We start from the raw sequence: 18,337 nt of genomic DNA, 5'->3' as shown, positions 1-18,337 counted from the left end.
AAACTTATTACTCAAATCATCTATAAGATGTGTACACAATGAGAACTACTACAAAATTATCTATTTTCTGGTATGATATAATCAAGGTTTTTATTGCTATTAATCTTTAGAACACTTTAATTGCATACTGCCATGACGATATTATTAGTCATTGGCGTTATGCCCCAATTTGGTACTTTTGAGAAGTCAGATTGGCGTTTATTCTGACAATCCACCAAAATGGGCGTATGCTCTGCCGACATGCGTCTTTCAAAAAAGTATAAGTTCGCTTGCCTAACAAGACCTGACTCACCTACTATCTTTTCGACAGCCACAAAGCGAGTGGTTGGTGCAATAAAATACGACCAAGGCTGATAAAATACAGATGATTCATGCGTCGCCACCACGACCACTCCCTCTGGGAGACGGTTTTTGGTATGGTCAAACCAATCATACTCGCTATACACCTGAAAACCAATCATACCAAGCCCTGCTGCTGCCGGCACAATCCACTTTGGTAATTTTTTGATGATAAGTCGTAATGACATCACCACGCCTGCCGCCATAAATCCTGTCAAAAAAGTTGCAATCAATTCCCAAAACATCGTTATTTTTCCTTAAATTTACCAATCAGTTTGCCAAATGCTTTGATGATTATCATAAGTCATCATACAGTATCCAAACTATATCACAAAGCATTCTGCTTGAATAGTTAGTTTTTTTCAACCCTTTTATACACTTTGACTTGACATATAAATAATTTCATATCGTTAGTCATGAGTGCAAATATGCAATAAAAAATGCAAGCCCTTAAGACTTGCATTTTTTGAAGGCTTTGCGATTAGTGATCAATCGCAGCACCTGCACCTTTAGGATAGCGTACGCTTTCAACAAGATCTTGAATCTCTTGTGGTGGCGGTGCTGTCATATACGATACCGCAAATGCGACCACGAAGTTTAGCAATGCACCAATCGGACCGATACCAAGTGGATTGATACCAAATATCCAACCAGAAGCATCATCAGCAAGACTTGCAGTACCTGGAATAAAGAACCAACCTTTAAACAAGAATATGTATATACAGGTGAAGATCAACCCTGCTAGCATACCCGCAACCGCACCTTTGTTGTTAATGCGTTTTGAGAATATACCCATCATCAAGGCAGGGAACAACGAAGAGCCTGCAATACCGAACGCCAAGGCGACTGTTTGTGCCGCAAAGCCTGGCGGATTCATACCCAACCAAGTGGCTACCGCAATCGATAATACCATCACGACACGGGCGACATTTAGTTCACCTTTATCCGAAATGTCTGGCTTGAGCACCATTTTAATCAAATCATGCGAAATGGCTGACGAGATGGCTAGCAACAGACCTGCTGCAGTAGATAACGCCGCTGCGATACCACCTGCTGCAATCAGACCAATAACCCAACCAGGTAAGTTTGCAATCTCAGGGTTGGCAAGCACCATGATGTCATTGTTAGCAACCAATTCATTGCCTTTTAAGCCTTTGGCTTCAGCCGCTGCCAAGAAAGCATCGTCTTTTGAGTTGTCATTATAGTAATCAATTTTGCCATCACCATTTTTATCTTCAAACTTCAAAAGACCTGTTTGTTCCCAGTTTTTCATCCATTCTGGGCGAGCTTCATAATCAATCGGTGCAGAAGCTGTACCATTTGGATATACAGTCTCAACCAAATTCATACGAGCCATAGAACCTACCGCAGGAGCGGTCGTATATAGCAAGGCGATGAATACCAATGTCCAGCCTGCTGACGAACGAGCATCGGATACTTTATTAACCGTAAAGAAGCGGATGATAACATGTGGCAAACCAGCAGTACCAATCATCAACGATAAAGTCAGCAAGAACATATTTAGTTTATCAGGTACATCGGCAGTATAAGCAGCAAAACCCAGATCGGTTACTAATGCGTCAAGCTTAGACAACATGGTCATGCCACTTTCCACATCATTGCCAAACATGCCCAAAGCTGGGATAGGGTTGCCAGTGATGTTTAAAGAAATAAAAATCGCAGGCACGATATAGGCAATCATCAATACCACATACTGAGCAACCTGTGTATAGGTGATACCCTTCATGCCACCTAATACAGCATAGAATAATACCACAACAGCAGCAATGATAAGACCTGTATTCTTATCAACTTCTAAGAAGCGAGAGAAAGCAACGCCAGCACCTGTCATCTGACCGATAACATAGGTTGTACATGCAAGAATAAGGCAGACAACCGCAATCAGACGAGCCGATTTAGAATAGAAACGATCGCCAATAAAGTCAGGTACAGTAAATTTACCGAACTTACGAAGGTAAGGGGCGAGCAATAATGCAAGCAATACAAAGCCACCCGTCCAACCCATCAAATAGGCCGACGCAGCATAGCCACCCATCGCTAGCATACCTGCCATTGAGATAAATGACGCAGCACTCATCCAGTCAGCACCCGTTGCCATACCGTTCACAACAGGGTGAACACCGCCACCTGCAACATAGAATTCTTCTGTTGAGCCAGCACGCGCCCACAGTGCAATCCCAAAGTAAAGCACGAACGAAGCACCAACAAAAAATAGGTTAATCCAAAACTGACTCATGGCTTATTCCTCCTCTACGCCATATTCTTTATCCAGCTTGTTCATACGCCAAGCATAGAAAAAAATCAAAGCGACAAAAACAAGAATAGCACCTTGCTGACCAAACCATAGTCCAAGGTCTGTACCCATGAAAGTGATGCCCATCAATGCTGGGCGAAGTATGATAGCAAAACCGAGCGAGCATAATGCCCAAACAATTAAGCAACCGATGATGAGGCGTACATTGGCTTTCCAGTAGCCCACGACATCGTGTTCTGTACCATGCGACATGGTAACCTCCTTGTAAATTGCATAGTTGCAATTTAAAAATTCACTTCCTTAACAAAATCCTTCTTAAGACCACTCCTAGCCCTAAAAATTGTTACTACTTATTAAATCCTGTTAAGAAAGTAGGCCACAATTCTCACCAGTCCATCAACCAAACACCATCTTTATTTGACTTAGCTTGCGTGATGAACTAGGCTCCATAAAATATAAATAAAATTTGGTAGATCGCATGATAGCATAGTTTTTTAGCATTTCAAGTATTTTTGTGGAAAATTTGAGAATTTTTTAACCCTACCGCAACATTATAGCAACTCATAGCAACTCAATTTAAGTCATACCACACAAAACTATGATTTTGTGCTATTCTAATTATACTATTTTTAAACTTGGCATAAATCATGGATTTATCTCATCTCAACACCTTTATTCATGTAGCAAAGACGGGTAATATCAGCCAGTCCGCCAAGATGCTAGGTATCTCACAACCCACCTTATCTCGCCATATTGCCCAGCTTGAACAGACGCTCGGACAACAACTCATCGACCGTCGCCATCGACCAATACAGTTAACAGCGGCAGGTATCTTTTTTTATAATCACGCCAAAAAAAACCTGCATGAGCTAAATGAACTCATCACACTCACCCAAACTTTTGGTAAATACACCCCAAATACTTTAAGAATCGGTTTTGTGGCATCAATCTCATATGGACTGCTGCCTGATGTAATAGGCGAGCTAAGAGTACAACTGCCAAACCTTGATGTTAGACTGACAGAAATCAGCTCTGGTGATCAGAATCGTGCATTAAAAGCAGGCGAAATCGATGTCGGCTTTGGTCGTTTTTTATCGTCAGAATCATTCATCAAACAAATACTCTTACGACATGAACGGCTGGTTGTTGCCCTGCCGATGAATCATCAACTTACAAAAAAAAGCAACATTTCTTTTAAATCATTAAATGATGAGATGTTAATCTTGTATCATCGCACACCCATACTATTGAGTACAGGACAAGAGTTTGATCCTCTTTTACATTTATTTTACGAACGACATCTTATTCCAAAAAATACTCAAAAGGTTAGAGATATGCAGATTGCCTTAGGGCTTGTGTCAGCAGGTGAAGGCGTCACCATCGTGCCAATAAGCCTAAAGGGAATTCATCAAGAAAAAATCACCTACCTACCACTTAGCCCTGATAATGCCACCTCCCCCATATATCTTAATACACTTTTGGACAACCAAAACCCTAACATCACTACACTATTAAAATCAATCCAAACTGTCTATGAAAAAAAAGGCATCATACAAACAAACCCCTTATTGATAAATTTGTAACAAAATATTTTAAATATTTTACATAATATCCAAAATTTGTATAAATCCGCCCATAATATTGCAAAACACAAAGTATATTATTTAATTTCTGTATAGTATTGCAACACTCATCTTTATGATGAGTGTTTTTTAGAACTCGTCTATGGCAATATTTCAAACTTATGACTATACTAAATCATATCACCATCATTTAGTCGCCTATTATATAGGCCTTACTTACACACTAATTTGTAAACATCATTCAATCCCAGCCAGCTTTTGCTGCTTTTAAGAACAAAGGATAACCATCATGAGTATCACTTCAGCAGGTCTTAATTTTCGTCAAGCCGTCAACAATGAAAGACCTTTACAAGTTGTCGGTGCAATTAACGCAAACCATGCACTACTTGCCAAAAGAGCAGGCTTTAAAGCCATCTATTTATCAGGTGGTGGTGTGGCAGCAGGCTCTCTTGGCTTGCCTGATTTGGGCATTTCTAATCTTGATGATGTACTTACCGATGTTCGCCGCATTACCGATGTATGCGACTTACCCCTGCTGGTGGACGCCGATACAGGTTTTGGGGCGAGTGCGTTTAATATTGCCCGCACCACAAAATCTTTAATCAAATTTGGGGCAGGAGCAATGCACATTGAAGACCAGATTGGTGCAAAACGCTGTGGTCACCGCCCAAATAAAGCCGTTGTCTCCACGCAAGAGATGGTAGATAGAATCAAAGCGGCTGTAGATTCTCGTACCGATGACAATTTTGTGATTATGGCTCGTACCGATGCCTTAGCAGTAGAAGGCTTAGACGGTGCGATTGAGCGAGCGTGTGCCTATGTAGAGGCCGGGGCAGATATGCTATTTCCAGAAGCAATTACCGACCTTGCGATGTATCAAAAATTTGCCAATGCGACAGGCGTGCCGATTTTGGCGAACATCACCGAATTTGGCTCAACGCCACTTTATACCACCGATGAATTAGCAAGCGTAGACGTTTCACTCGCCTTATATCCACTATCAGCTTTTAGAGCAATGAATAAGGCAGCAGAGAATGTCTATAATGCCATACGAGCTGACGGCACACAAAAAAATGTCATAGACACAATGCAAACTCGCAGTGAATTATACGAACGCATTAATTACCACGCTTTTGAGGATTATTTGGATAGGAGGTATATTAACGCAAAAGCTAACTAATGATTTCTTCATAAATCAAAAGCAATCAATTTTCAATCAACTAATTAAATAAGGTTATCTACTATGAGTAAAAACCATATTCTATCTGTTACCAATGTCAATCTATTGGAAAAAATTCACGAAAAGGTCAGCAATGTTGGATATTGTATTGTTCGTGGTTTAAATATTGGTAATTGTGATGAAGTAGAGAGAAATCAAAAATTATTTGACTTTCTTTCTAAATTAGGAAAATTAACAAATCATAAAAATGATGATAATTTAAAATCCATATTTTGGGATATTAAATATCGTGGTGATGACTATGCAACTAACAATGAAATTACATTTTCGGAAGATGTTGGAGAATGCTCACTTCATAGCGATTCGTCTTTTAGTGAAAATCCAGAAAATTACTTGGTAATGTATGTTGTAAAATCTGCTAACGATGAGGGGAATTCTCTATTTTTAAGTTCATCTGATATTAAGAAAGAACTATCAAATACAGAACTTGGATTGCAATATCCAAATATTCTTGCAAATAATCAGCATCCATTTAAAACACCAAAATCCTTTGGGGAAAGAGATGGTGTTGTATGGGGAACTATTTTGCCCAATGATAGTCAAATGATTAGATTTAGAGATGATTGTATTTACAAAGGCATTTTAGAAAATAAAGATAAGGTAACGCAAGAAATGATAGATGCTCTTGATTATATGGTAAGTTTGATAAAAAACTCCAATAATATTCAAGAGTTTTCCGCACAAGATGATGATTTAATCATTATTGATAATTCCAATGGTTTGCACGCTAGAACAGATTATACAGATAAATCTAGACATTATGTTAGAGCTAGAATTACCATTTAGGGGGATTTTGTGCAAGAGATAATACAATCTATTGTTTTTGTTATTGCTTCAATATTGCACGGAATTACAGGTATGGCATTTCCAATGCTAGGAACTACTTCCTTAGCATTTGTTATGCCCCTATCTAAGGTAGTTGCATTGGTAGCATTACCCAGTCTTTTGATGAGTATATTGGTATTATGTAGCAATAATCAAAAAAGCATTTATCAAGAAATAATTTACTACCTAAGAGCTTATAAATTGCTTGCTATTAGTAGTGTTATTGGAAGTATTTTAGGTGTAAAAATGCTTTTAATGTTACCAGTATCTTATTTATATATTTTAATGGCAAGTATTACCCTATATTATTCAATAAACGGATTATTGAATATGTATGGAAAAGCTAAAAGCATTAAAGTAAATCCTAATAATAAAAATATGGTTTTATTTGGGTTATTAGCTGGGATAGTTGGTGGTGCTACTAATGCAATGTCCCCAATATTACTTATGTTTTTATTTAGTGAAACAGATGATAAAAATCGTATCACAAAAGCAAGTAATTTATGTTTTTTATTAGCAAAAATTATTCAAATTTATATGCTAAGAAATCAATATTTATTACTTGATAAAAATGAATATGGATTGATATTTTTTCTAACCATATTTTCTATTATCGGTCTATATATTGGTATATGGTTAAGAGATAAAATTAGTACTAACATTTTTAAAATGTTAATTTTTATAATATTGTTAATATTGGCTTTAAAAATTGGGCACTCTGGATTTTTAAAGCTGTAAAAATTTAAATATCCCCACCCAGTTTTAAAAAGGATATTTAAAAAACGGATAATTATCCAAGCATAATTATCCAAAAACCGATAATTTAACCGTCTAATGCCATTAAATTATCATTCTTCCCATTAAGGACAAAAGGAACACTGCTATGAGTGAACAAACCCTACCCAAAATTGACGGCTTTAAACCCAAAAAATCAGTCGCCCTAAGCGGACAAATCGCAGGCAATACCGCTCTTTGCACCGTTGGTAAATCAGGCAATGATTTGCATTATCGTGGTTATGATATTTTAGACTTAGCAAATAACTGCGAATATGAAGAGGTCGCTCATCTACTCATCCACGGACACCTACCCAATCGATTTGAGCTGACAGCCTACAAACAAAAATTAAAATCCATGCGTGGTTTGCCGATTCGGGTCATTGAAGTATTAGAGAGCCTGCCTGCCCATACACACCCGATGGATGTGATGAGAACAGGTGTATCCATGCTTGGTTGCGTACACCCCGAGCGTGAGAGCCAGCCTGCGTCAGAGGCTAAAGACATTGCTGATAAACTAATTGCAAGTCTAGGCTCTATGCTACTGTATTGGTATCAATACAGCCACAATGGCAAGCGTATCAGTGTGGAGAGCGAAGAAGACAGCATTGGTGGGCATTTTTTGCATCTATTGCACGGCAGACGACCAGACAACAGCCATGTTAAAGCAATGCACATCAGTCTGATTTTATATGCTGAGCACGAGTTCAATGCGTCCACATTCACCAGTCGTGTCATTGCTGGCACAGGGTCTGATATTTATTCGTGCATTTGTGGGTCGATTGGAGCATTAAAAGGACCAAAGCACGGCGGTGCCAACGAAGTCGCTTATGACATTCAAAAACGCTATCGCACGCCTGATGAAGCCGAAGCCGATATTAAAGAACGCATTGCCAAAAAAGAGATTATCATTGGTTTTGGACACCCTGTCTATACCATTGCTGACCCTAGAAATGTCGTCATTAAGCAAGTCGCCAAAGACCTATCGGAGGAAACAGGCGATATGCGTTTATTTGACATCGCCGAACGCTTGGAAAGCGTAATGTGGAACGAGAAAAAAATGTTCCCAAATCTTGATTGGTTCTCTGCGGTGTCTTATCAAAAAATGGGGGTGCCGACCGCAATGTTTACCCCACTGTTTGTCATCGCTCGTACCGCAGGCTGGTCGGCTCATGTGCTAGAACAGCGTTCAGATGGCAAAATTATCCGTCCATCAGCCAATTATACCGGTCCTGATGATTTAAAATTTGTGCCGATGGGTGAGCGGTAATTCAATAAAACAAGGGCATATTTTTAATTGGGAAAATGTGCCTTTGTTTTTAAAATTGGAGTGCTTTATGAGAGAAATAAATGAAATAGAAAGTAAATTTCCTATACTATTTGATTTATTAGGAGATGAATATATAGAAAAACTAAAATTGGAGCAAGGGGCTTTATCCAGAAAAGCAACTATCAATCCTTTATTTGAAATTTTATATATGAACAATAAATTTGATTTGGAGAGTTTAATTAGAAAAGCATTAGACAACAAAGCTATTGACAAAGAGCGTCTGAAAAGATTTAAAGACGAAAAAGACAATGTTAATATTCAAAATTTCATCAATGAATTACATATGTTGGAACCTATGTATTCTTATGGAAATTTTTTATTAGAAGATAATGAAAATTCCACACCTGATTTTTGTGCTACAATTAATGGAAAAAATATTGCTTTTGAATGCGTTTCTGTTAATGAACATAGAGATTGCATCAAACAAAAAAATTTAGATAATGCAAAAATAAATAAAAATATCAAATTATTTTTTAAAAACAATCCCAATAAGAATATTTTTTCTGCATTTAATGAATACAAACCATTTGGAACAACTGAAATATTAAAAATAATAAAAAAAATCAGAGATGTAAAATCATCAAAACAAACAAAAAGTTATCCTTATAAAATATTGATGATGTCATTTAAAAATATGTCTTTCCTTTGTCAACCAAAAGAATGTTTGCCTTATACTGGAAATTTATATGATGGAATCCATAGCGGATTCATATATCCTGCATTTTATGGCAAAAGAGGTGATTTAATATACGAAACTAATAGTTTTGAAGGAGGGGAACATACTATTTCATTGCTTGATAGTGATGGAAAATTTTCACGAGATAGTGATTTCAATCTTTGTATTTTTCATTTTGAAACACAAAAAAACGAAGAGTACAAACAATATGTGTTTTTTGAAAATCTAAAAAATCCATTACCAGCAGACCTTATAAATCAACTAAGCGATATTTTTCACCCCTATAAAACATATTCTGTTTTAAATAAATTTTTTCACAGCCAAAGAAAAGGAAACTTAGCAATGAAAAACTACCGTAAACCCTTAGCCGATACTGCATTAGACTACTTTGATGTAGAACAGGCAATTAACGACATTCGCCCAAGTGCGTATGAAGCACTTCCCTACACCGCCAAAGTACTTGCCGAACAGCTGGTACGAAATTGTAGCGATGACCCAAAACTTACCGATTATCTAAATGAACTTATCGGTAATAAGCAAGAGCTTGATTTTCCTTGGTATCCTGCACGAGTGGTGTGCCACGACATTTTGGGTCAGACGGCTTTAGTCGATTTAGCAGGACTTCGTGATGCGATTGCCCAAGCTGGCGGAGACCCCTCCAAAGTCAATCCTGTGGTACAAACCCAGCTCATTGTAGACCATTCTTTGGCGGTGGAACACGGCGGCGATGACCCTGACGCTTTTGCCAAAAACCGTGCCATTGAAGACCGCCGTAATGATGACCGTTTTCATTTTATCAACTGGACAAAAACCGCCTTTAAAAATGTTGATGTGATTCCTGCTGGCAACGGCATTATGCACCAAATCAATTTAGAAAAGATGTCGCCCGTGGTGCAGATTAAAGATGGTGTAGCATTTCCTGACACCTGTGTCGGTACAGACAGCCATACACCACATACCGATGCACTAGGTGTAATTTCGGTAGGTGTAGGCGGTCTAGAGGCTGAATGCGTGATGTTAGGACAACCGTCAATGATGCGTACACCCGATATCATTGGCGTGCATTTAATCGGCAGAAAGCAAGCAGGCATTACAGCAACCGACATCGTACTGGCGTTAACTGAGTTTTTACGCAACGAGCGAGTGGTTGGGGCGTATTTGGAATTTTTTGGCGAAGGAGCAGACAGTCTGTCAGTTGGCGATAGAGCAACGATTGCCAATATGACCCCTGAATATGGGGCAAGTGCTGGACTATTTTATACTGACCAAAACACTTTGGATTATTTGACTTTGACAGGTCGTGAGCCTAAACAAGTTAAATTGGTTGAACAATATGCAAAAACCATTGGGCTGTGGGCAGAAGCAATGACCAAGGCAGTTTATCCACGAGTATTAGAATTTGACTTATCTACCGTTACTCGTAATATCGCAGGTCCTTCCAACCCACACGCACGAGTAGCAACGGCCGAGCTAAAGGCAAAAGGTATTGCAGGCGTGGTAGAAAATCGCACAGATGGTCTAATGCCTGACGGAGCGGTGATTATCGCCGCGATAACGAGTTGTACCAACACTTCCAACCCAAGAAACACCGTTGCCGCAGGACTGTTGGCGAAGAAGGCGAATGAATTGGGTTTAACTCGCAAGCCTTGGGTCAAATCATCATTTGCCCCTGGTTCAAAAGTAGCCAAATTGTACTTGCAAGAAGCAGGATTATTATCCGAACTTGAAAAATTGGGCTTTGGCATTGTTGGCTTTGCCTGCACGACTTGTAATGGCATGAGTGGTGCATTACGACCTGAAATTGAGCAAGAAATCATCGATCGTGATTTGTACGCCACAGCAGTGCTTTCAGGCAATCGCAATTTTGATGGACGCATTCACCCACAAGCAAAACAGGCATTTTTGGCAAGTCCGCCCCTTGTGGTTGCCTATGCCATTGCTGGCACGATTCGTTTTGACATTGAAAATGATGTCTTAGGCTATCATAACGACAAGCCGATTTATCTAAAAGATATTTATCCATCAGATGATGAAATTGACAAGATTGTCGCCAAGTGCGTAAAACCAGAGCAATTTAAAGAAATCTACATTCCAATGTTTGATTTGGGCAATTCACAAACCGCCCAAAGTCCGCTGTATGATTGGCGTGAAAAGTCCACCTATATCCGCCGTCCGCCCTATTGGGAGGGAGCATTGGCAAAAGAATGTGAACTTAAAAACTTACGACCGCTTGCCATTTTGCCTGATAATATCACCACCGACCATTTATCGCCGTCCAATGCCATCATCAAAAATTCGGCAGCAGGAGAATATCTAGCAAAAATGGGTGTGCCAGAGAAGGATTTTAACTCTTATGCTACACACCGAGGCGACCATTTGACCGCACAACGAGCAACTTTGGCAAATCCAAAACTCTTTAATGAAATGGTCAAAAACGCTGATGGTACAATCAAACAAGGCTCACTGGCACGAGTTGAACCAGATGGCACGGTGATGAGAATGTGGGAGGCAATAGAAACTTATATGAACCGCTCACAACCTCTTATCATCATTGCAGGGGCGGATTATGGACAAGGGTCAAGTAGGGATTGGGCGGCAAAGGGCGTGCGTTTGGCTGGCGTGGAAGTGATTGTCGCAGAAGGCTTTGAACGCATTCACCGTACCAACCTTGTGGGAATGGGCGTGTTGCCGCTGCAATTTATAAACGGTCAAAATCGCCATACCCTTAAATTAGACGGTACAGAAATTTATGCGGTACAAGGGGAAATTTCAGCTCGCTGTGAATTAGAACTTGTCATTGAACGCAAAAATGGCGATATTGAAAAAGTGCCTGTCTTATGCCGCCTGGATAGCGATAGTGATGTCAAAACCTATAAGGCGGGGGGTGTGCTAAGGGAGTTTGCGAGTAAATTTCTTGGATAAAGGAGAGTTGTAATTGGTGTAAAGACAAGGCAATTTTGTGGTAGAATTGTCTTGTTTCCTAGCAAAATTTGGAGAATTTAATATGCACTTTTTAGATGAAATTACAATTAACAACTATCGTTCTTGCAAAAGTTTTAATACCAAATTATCACCTTATACGGCTTTAGTTGGCTATAATAATGCTGGAAAATCAAATGTATTATTAGCCATTCAATGGTTACTCAAAAAATCTGCACTAACAAAAGCTGACTTTTTTGATGAAAATCAGCCAGTAGAAGTTATTGGTAAAATTTCAGGAATTACCGAAGAAAGACTTGATAAAATGGAAATTAAACAAAGAAAATCGATTGAACCTTACATATCAAATGGAATTTTAAAAATAAAAAGAACACAGCATAAAATAGATGACAAAGCAACTAATGTTAATCTTAGTGTTTATGATGAGAATAACGCAACTTGGGTAGATAATCCCAATGGTATTGATAATGCCATTAAGATTTTATTGCCAGAGCCTATTAAAATTAGTGCTATGGATAATGCCGAAGAAGATGCAACAAAAGCAAAAAATACAACTACTATTGGCAAATTGCTGGACAAAATGCTTAAATCAGTAGCTGAAAGATATTCAGAAGATTTTAGTAAATCCCTAAATGAAATAAACAAGAAAATATCATCTGATGGTAGTGAGAGATTGTCTGATTTATCAGATTTGGATAATCAAATAAATAAAAATATCAATGATTTCTTTTCGGGCGTTCAAATAAAGCTACATTTTGAAACACCCAATATCTCAGACATATTCAAGTCAGGAACAATTAAGGTTTTTGAAAGCGATGATACTGCAAGAAATCTATCGTATTATGGACACGGTTCACAACGTTCCATTCAAATGGCACTCATTAGAAGTTTGGCAGAAGTAAATGCAACAGAAAATTTTGCTACAAACTTACTTTTGATAGATGAGCCAGAACTATATTTACACCCTACTGCAATAGAGCAACTAAGAGTGGCATTAAAGTATTTATCCAAAAATGGCTATCAAGTAATTTTTACCACTCATTCAGCTCAAATGATTACTTCGGAAGATATTGGAAATACCTTACTAATAAGAAAGAGCGAAAAAAAAACTGTCTGTCTGACTAGCCTTTCACAAGCCGTGAATTCTGTTATATCTGATACCATATCCCAAAGAGAATTACTATTTAGCTTAACAAATTCTAGCAAAATTCTATTTTCTGAGAAAGTTTTGTTAGTTGAAGGTACAACAGAGCATAGGCTATTACCTTTTATTTTTGAAAAATTAAAAGGAAAGACACTAGCACAAGAAAAAATTGCTTTGGTTAGTGTTGGTGGTACTGGCAACATCAAAAAAGCATTAACCGTACTTCAAGAAATAGGTATTCCTACAAAGGTAATTGTAGATTTGGATTATGCTTTCAAAGAAGCCCACAAACAGGAGTTTATAGAAGAAAGTAATGCTGATAGAAAGTCCTTAATTCAAGTTTTAGAAAACTTAGCAAATAATTCTGAAATTTTGATAGGTGAAGATAAATTGCCTAGAAAAGGTGAGCTAACCAAAATCAATGGAGAAAAAAGAAAAATATCAGCTTCTTATGGCTATAAAATTTTGGCCCAACAAGATGAATCAAGTGAATCCATACATAAGCTTCATAACTTACTTAAGGAAAAGCAAATTTGGTTATGGACAAAAGGCACTATTGAAACTCATTTGGGGTTAGCTGAAAAAAATGAACAAGTATGGGCTAACTACAAACATAGGTTAGATAGTGAAAATGTGGACAGTGTCATTTCTGACTTTGATACAATTAAACAGCTTGTAGATTGGCTGTGTGAATAACTCCAAAACGGTGCGTAAAACGCACCTTACGCCCAAAGGAAAATTTTATGAACAACAAACTTTCAAAATACGGCATTAACCCAACCAATCGCCCAAAAATCCCTGCAACCAAAAAGCTAGATTTAACAGGCGAACAAGGGCAACAGATTATTAAATCTGAAACAAAATTGGTTTTGCGAACCCATAAAGAAACCTTTAAACGCTTGGCAGATATGTAATGGAAATTATTTGTTTTCCATTTGAACGGGTCATTGAAATTAATACCTACATTCTTTCTACCGAAAAAGGAATGAAAGGACAAGCGGATATTGGCAAATTACAAGGGGCATTATCTCGGATTGATAATGCGATTTTGTATGAAGGCTTAAATGATGTTTTTGAAATTGCCAGTAAATATGCAAATAGCATTGCAATGGCTCACGCTTTATCTGATGCCAATAAACGCACAGGATTGGCGGTTGCCCTAGAATATTTATCGCTCAATGATTATGAAATTACGATAGACCATATTTTAATGGCGGATGCAATGCGTGATTTGGTCATTGGTGAATTAACTGAAATTGAATTTGCGGATATTTTATATCATCAATATATAAGTAGCACAAATCCACAAAAGGAATAACCAAAATGCAAACCCCAATCCCAGCCACTTATATGCGTGGCGGTACTTCAAAAGGTACATTTTTTAATTTGGCGGATTTGCCAGAGCCTTGCCAAATGGCAGGGCAGGCACGAGACGCCTTATTACTTAGAGTCGTTGGCAGTCCAGACCCCTACGGCAAGCAAATTGACGGTATGGGCAACGGCTCATCAAGCACATCAAAGGTCGTGATTATCTCGCCTGCCACAGACGGCGTACACGATGTCAATTATCTGTTTGGGCAGGTGGCGATTGACAAGGCGATGATTGACTGGTCGGGCAACTGTGGCAATTTAACAGGAGCGGTGGGCAGTTTTGCGATTTTTAACGGATTGATTTCTAAGGATAAAATCCCAGAAAATGGCATTTGCACCGTCAAAATTTACCAACAAAATATCGGTAAAACCATCATCGCCCATGTACCCATCAAGAACGGTCAAGTGGTAGAAACAGGTGGTTTTAAGCTTGATGGGGTAACTTTTCCAGCCAGTGAAATTAAAATTGAATTTATAGACCCTGTGGACGAGGGCGGAGAGATGTTCCCCACAGGCAATTTAAAGGACACTTTGTCCGTGCCTAATGTGGGCGAGTTTGAAGTTACGATGATTAACGCAGGCATTCCCACGATATTTCTGCACGCAAGCGATTTGGGCTTTAAAGGCACAGAAATGCAAGCGGACATCAATTCAAACAGCGAAACCCTAGCCAGATTAGAAAAAATCCGTGCTTATGGGGCGGTTAAAATGGGCTTAATTGATGATATTCAACAAGCTAAAACTCGCCAACACACGCCAAAAATTGCATGGGTTGCACCGCCTGTTGAGTACATTTCATCAAGTGGCAAAACCGTAAAAGCAAGTGACATCAATCTGTTGGTTCGTGCGATGAGTATGGGGCAGTTGCACCATGCCATGATGGGTACAGCAAGCGTAGCGATTGGTACAGCAGGAACGATAGTCGGTACGATTGTCAATGAAGTGGCAGGTGGTGGGCGTTTGACCGAAGTTTGTTTTGGACACCCATCAGGCAGACTTACCGTTGGTGGACAGTCTGAATGCGTGAATGGCAAATGGGTGGCTCGCAGAGTATCTATGAGCCGCAGTGCAAGACGGCTTATGGTCGGCAATGTCTTTGTACCTACCGATAGTTTTTAAACACAAACGATCCATGGGCGAATTAAAAAATAACTTGCCCATTTTGTATATTATTTTTAGCAGTTTTATTACTTCACAAGCAGTACATCAAAAAAACCAAACAAGCACCTTTAGTCATTACCCACCTTAAAACTGCAATAAAACAACCCAAATACTAAATACATTCATGATTTTGCATAAAAAAAGCCAATCACAAAACATCAATCAGTCTTTTGTGAGACGCAAAATACAGGGCTGGCATTTTTTTAATAAAATGGTAAAATGACCATTCAATGAAGTAAAATCCAGTGGCTACAGGCAATCGCCACACCAAATCAAAAAGACCAACATGACTCAAACCAATACCGCCACAATGCTTAATGCGTCAATACTTTCTGTGATTTTACGCTGTTTAGCTGCCATTATCGCCCTGCTTTTAATTTTGGTGCTTGCCTTTCCCATCGGTTTTTATGGCATGGCGATGTATCTTGAGCCTACCTTACCAGATGTAAAAAACATTGATGCCAATCGTTTTGCAATGCCTTTGCAGATTTATACGGCGGACAATAAGCTGATTGGTCAGTATGGCAACCGCTTTTCTATGCCGGTTAGCTACGAACAAATCCCCAAGCACCTGATTGATGCTTTCTTATCAGCAGAAGATTCTAGCTTTTTTGAGCATAGTGGTATCAGCGTCAAGGGCATTGGGCGTGCAATCACTGAAGTGATTACCAATGACGACACCCGAACAGGTGGCTCAACCATCACCATGCAGGTGGCAAAGAACTATTTTTTGAGTGCCGAACGCACGCTTGATCGTAAATTAACCGAGCTGTTCATTGCCAGAAAAATAGAAAATGAGATGGCCAAAGATGAAATTTTAACCTTATATGTCAATAAAATCTATCTTGGCGAAGGTGCATACGGCATTGCTGCTGCAGCTCGCCGTTATTATAGCAAAACGCTAGACCAACTCACCATCGCTGAGATGGCAATGATTGCCGGTTTGCCAAAAGCCCCATCAGCTTACAACCCTGTCATCAATCCTAAACGAGCCTTAGAACGCCGCAACTGGATTATCGGGCGTATGCTAAAAGAAGGACGCATCAGCCAAGCACAGCATGATGAAGCAGTAGCTGCCCCCATCGGACTCAACCTGTATCAAGAAAAACTTGACATGAATATGCCTTATCTGGCGGAAATGGCAAGAAGTGCTTTGGTTAAAAAATACGGTAAATCAGTCATGGATAGTGGCTGGCGTGTACAGCTCACCGTCAGCAGCCAAGAGCAAACTGCCGCCGAAAATGCTCTCGTTGCAGGACTAAAAAGCTATGACAGCCGTCATGGTAACGGTTGGCAAGGTCCAGAATCTCAAAATGGTGATTTAGATAAATTTAAAAATTTTGACAACATGTATCCTGCCAAAGTTGTCAAAGTTAATCATTCAAGTTTTGAAGCCATACTGCAATCAGGTCATACCATCACCATTCCATGGTCTGGCATGAACTGGGCTCGCCGATCCATCGGTTCAGGTCGTGTGGGCGGTCGCTTTAGCAATGCCCATCAGATGGTAAAAGTAGGCAATATCGTGCGAGTCATGCCCTTAAACCAAGAAAAGACTGCGTGGAGATTGACCCAACCACCATCAATTCAAGGTGCTTTGATATCGATTCACCCACAAAACGGAGCAATTCGTGCTTTGGTAGGTGGATTTGACTTTAACCACAGCAAATTCAACCGTGTTACCCAAGGCTATCGCCAACCTGGCTCTATCATCAAACCACTGATATTTGCTGCCGCCCTAGAGTCAGGAAAATACACACCAGATAGTCTTATTTCAGATGCTGCCATTCGTATAGGCAAATGGCAGCCCAAAAATGCCGATGGCAAGTACACAGAATATATGTCAGTACGGCAAGCTCTCGCCTTGTCAAGAAACACCCCATCCATTCGTCTGTTGCGTGCAACAGGACTGAATGAAGCTCGCCAAACGCTAGATATGCTAGGGCTTGAAAAAGAACGCCTGCCTGAAACTTTAGCATTGGCACTAGGTGCCGCTAACGCAACGCCTTTACAGATGGCAACAGGTTTTGCTGCTCTTATCAATGGTGGTCATCGTGTACAACCTTATTTCATCGATCGCATTTATAATTTTGACAATGAGACCATCTTTCAGGCAAACCCCGCCCAAGCTTGTGCTCCATGCCACAACAAGGAACTTTCCAAAGCACAACGGTCAGCAAACAGCAAAGCAGTCCAAAAGACAGTCACAAAGGACAACCAACCTACCGATAGCAGTCCCAATGCCACAACAAAACATGATCGCTTAAAGCCAAACAAAACCATCATCCATACTACGGCTAAGCAAGCACCCAGAGTCATCAGTCATCAGACTTCTTATGAAATGGCAGAAATGCTACGAGAAGTCATCACCAGTGGTACAGCCAAAAAAGCATTGGCACTAGGGCGATCTGATGTGGGTGGCAAAACAGGCACAACTAACGAAGCCAAAGATGCTTGGTTCGCTGGCGTGCATCCAACCAGCTCAACGGTGGTTTGGGTTGGCTTTGATAACCCTGCACCAATGGGTACAAGAGAATATGGTGGTGTTGCCGCCTTGCCGATTTGGGTGAATTTTAGTCGCCAACAGCTACGCAACACTCCAAAACAATGGATTCCATTAGAAGATCCAACTACAGCCAAAGGCAAATAAAAACCCCTTAATGTAAATAAAAAGATGGT

At 39.6% G+C, this 18,337-nt stretch carries 14 protein-coding genes; 11 read left to right on the top strand and 3 right to left on the bottom strand.

Features of this window, described 5'->3' with window-relative positions; translation table 11 throughout:
* Nucleotides 1–116: 116 nt before the first annotated feature.
* The 3 genes from L3D27_RS02315 to L3D27_RS02305 form a co-directional block, all read right to left on the bottom strand.
* Nucleotides 117–584: a hypothetical protein gene (locus L3D27_RS02315; protein WP_284674067.1), complete on the bottom strand. Its 468-nt coding sequence runs from the start codon at nt 582–584 to the stop codon at nt 117–119.
* 236 nt (nt 585–820) lie between these two features.
* Nucleotides 821–2,596 carry a sodium:solute symporter family protein gene (locus L3D27_RS02310; protein WP_284674066.1) on the bottom strand — a complete coding sequence of 592 codons (1,776 nt, stop codon included), beginning with the start codon at nt 2,594–2,596 and terminating at the stop codon, nt 821–823.
* Between the two features lie 3 nt (nt 2,597–2,599).
* Nucleotides 2,600–2,866: a DUF4212 domain-containing protein gene (locus L3D27_RS02305; protein WP_284674065.1), complete on the bottom strand. Its 267-nt coding sequence runs from the start codon at nt 2,864–2,866 to the stop codon at nt 2,600–2,602.
* Nucleotides 2,867–3,261: 395 nt separating this feature from the next.
* On the opposite strand from L3D27_RS02305, the gene L3D27_RS02300 reads away from it, so the two are divergent.
* The 11 genes from L3D27_RS02300 to L3D27_RS02250 all read left to right on the top strand — a co-directional run bounded on the left by L3D27_RS02300 (nt 3,262) and on the right by L3D27_RS02250 (nt 18,308).
* Complete coding sequence (locus L3D27_RS02300) at nt 3,262–4,197, top strand: LysR family transcriptional regulator (protein WP_432481433.1); 936 nt, start codon at nt 3,262–3,264, stop codon at nt 4,195–4,197.
* 289 nt (nt 4,198–4,486) lie between these two features.
* Entirely contained in the window at nt 4,487–5,377 is an 891-nt protein-coding gene (prpB, locus tag L3D27_RS02295; RefSeq protein WP_284674062.1) for a methylisocitrate lyase, read from the top strand.
* A gap of 63 nt (nt 5,378–5,440) precedes the next feature.
* On the top strand, nt 5,441–6,223 hold the full coding sequence (locus L3D27_RS02290) for a TauD/TfdA family dioxygenase (protein ID WP_284674061.1): 783 nt from the start codon (nt 5,441–5,443) through the stop codon (nt 6,221–6,223).
* A gap of 9 nt (nt 6,224–6,232) precedes the next feature.
* The gene (locus L3D27_RS02285; RefSeq protein ID WP_284674060.1) at nt 6,233–7,000 is read left to right on the top strand and encodes a sulfite exporter TauE/SafE family protein; all 768 of its coding nucleotides are present in this window, start codon (nt 6,233–6,235) and stop codon (nt 6,998–7,000) included.
* Between the two features lie 145 nt (nt 7,001–7,145).
* Nucleotides 7,146–8,306 (top strand): bifunctional 2-methylcitrate synthase/citrate synthase, encoded by a 1,161-nt coding sequence (gene prpC / locus L3D27_RS02280; RefSeq protein ID WP_284674059.1) that lies wholly within the window; start codon nt 7,146–7,148, stop codon nt 8,304–8,306.
* Between the two features lie 1,078 nt (nt 8,307–9,384).
* Nucleotides 9,385–11,964, top strand: a complete 2,580-nt coding sequence (gene acnD, locus L3D27_RS02275; RefSeq protein WP_284674058.1) for a Fe/S-dependent 2-methylisocitrate dehydratase AcnD — start codon at nt 9,385–9,387, stop codon at nt 11,962–11,964.
* A 37-nt stretch (nt 11,965–12,001) separates the two neighbouring features.
* Entirely contained in the window at nt 12,002–13,822 is a 1,821-nt protein-coding gene (locus tag L3D27_RS02270; RefSeq protein ID WP_284674057.1) for an ATP-dependent nuclease, read from the top strand.
* A gap of 47 nt (nt 13,823–13,869) precedes the next feature.
* Nucleotides 13,870–14,040 carry a hypothetical protein gene (locus tag L3D27_RS02265; protein ID WP_046696179.1) on the top strand — a complete coding sequence of 57 codons (171 nt, stop codon included), beginning with the start codon at nt 13,870–13,872 and terminating at the stop codon, nt 14,038–14,040.
* Nucleotides 14,040–14,444, top strand: a complete 405-nt coding sequence (locus tag L3D27_RS02260; RefSeq protein WP_284674056.1) for a type II toxin-antitoxin system death-on-curing family toxin — start codon at nt 14,040–14,042, stop codon at nt 14,442–14,444. The genes L3D27_RS02265 and L3D27_RS02260 overlap by 1 nt, the downstream gene beginning before the upstream one ends.
* Before the next feature lie 5 nt (nt 14,445–14,449).
* Nucleotides 14,450–15,616, top strand: coding sequence for a 2-methylaconitate cis-trans isomerase PrpF (gene prpF, locus L3D27_RS02255; protein ID WP_432481432.1), 1,167 nt, complete (start codon nt 14,450–14,452; stop codon nt 15,614–15,616).
* Between the two features lie 328 nt (nt 15,617–15,944).
* Nucleotides 15,945–18,308 (top strand): penicillin-binding protein 1A, encoded by a 2,364-nt coding sequence (locus L3D27_RS02250; protein WP_284674054.1) that lies wholly within the window; start codon nt 15,945–15,947, stop codon nt 18,306–18,308.
* Nucleotides 18,309–18,337: the final 29 nt, after the last annotated feature.

Source organism: Moraxella sp. ZY200743, from assembly GCF_050885545.1.
GTDB classification, from domain to species: domain Bacteria; phylum Pseudomonadota; class Gammaproteobacteria; order Pseudomonadales; family Moraxellaceae; genus Moraxella; species Moraxella haemolytica.
The sequence above is the reverse complement of the archived record's forward strand: the minus strand, read 5'-3'. Positions and strand labels throughout refer to the sequence as shown.

Excerpts from the sequence above, each read along its gene's own strand:
- L3D27_RS02315 (WP_284674067.1), bottom strand. The coding sequence starts at position 584 with ATGTTTTGGGAATTGATTGCAACTTTTTTGACAGGATTTATGGCGGCA.
- L3D27_RS02310 (WP_284674066.1), bottom strand. The coding sequence starts at position 2,596 with ATGAGTCAGTTTTGGATTAACCTATTTTTTGTTGGTGCTTCGTTCGTG.
- L3D27_RS02305 (WP_284674065.1), bottom strand. The coding sequence starts at position 2,866 with ATGTCGCATGGTACAGAACACGATGTCGTGGGCTACTGGAAAGCCAAT.
- L3D27_RS02300 (WP_432481433.1), top strand. The coding sequence starts at position 3,262 with ATGGATTTATCTCATCTCAACACCTTTATTCATGTAGCAAAGACGGGT.
- prpB (WP_284674062.1), top strand. The coding sequence starts at position 4,487 with ATGAGTATCACTTCAGCAGGTCTTAATTTTCGTCAAGCCGTCAACAAT.
- L3D27_RS02290 (WP_284674061.1), top strand. The coding sequence starts at position 5,441 with ATGAGTAAAAACCATATTCTATCTGTTACCAATGTCAATCTATTGGAA.
- prpC (WP_284674059.1), top strand. The coding sequence starts at position 7,146 with ATGAGTGAACAAACCCTACCCAAAATTGACGGCTTTAAACCCAAAAAA.
- acnD (WP_284674058.1), top strand. The coding sequence starts at position 9,385 with ATGAAAAACTACCGTAAACCCTTAGCCGATACTGCATTAGACTACTTT.
- L3D27_RS02265 (WP_046696179.1), top strand. The coding sequence starts at position 13,870 with ATGAACAACAAACTTTCAAAATACGGCATTAACCCAACCAATCGCCCA.
- L3D27_RS02260 (WP_284674056.1), top strand. The coding sequence starts at position 14,040 with ATGGAAATTATTTGTTTTCCATTTGAACGGGTCATTGAAATTAATACC.
- prpF (WP_432481432.1), top strand. The coding sequence starts at position 14,450 with ATGCAAACCCCAATCCCAGCCACTTATATGCGTGGCGGTACTTCAAAA.
- L3D27_RS02250 (WP_284674054.1), top strand. The coding sequence starts at position 15,945 with ATGACTCAAACCAATACCGCCACAATGCTTAATGCGTCAATACTTTCT.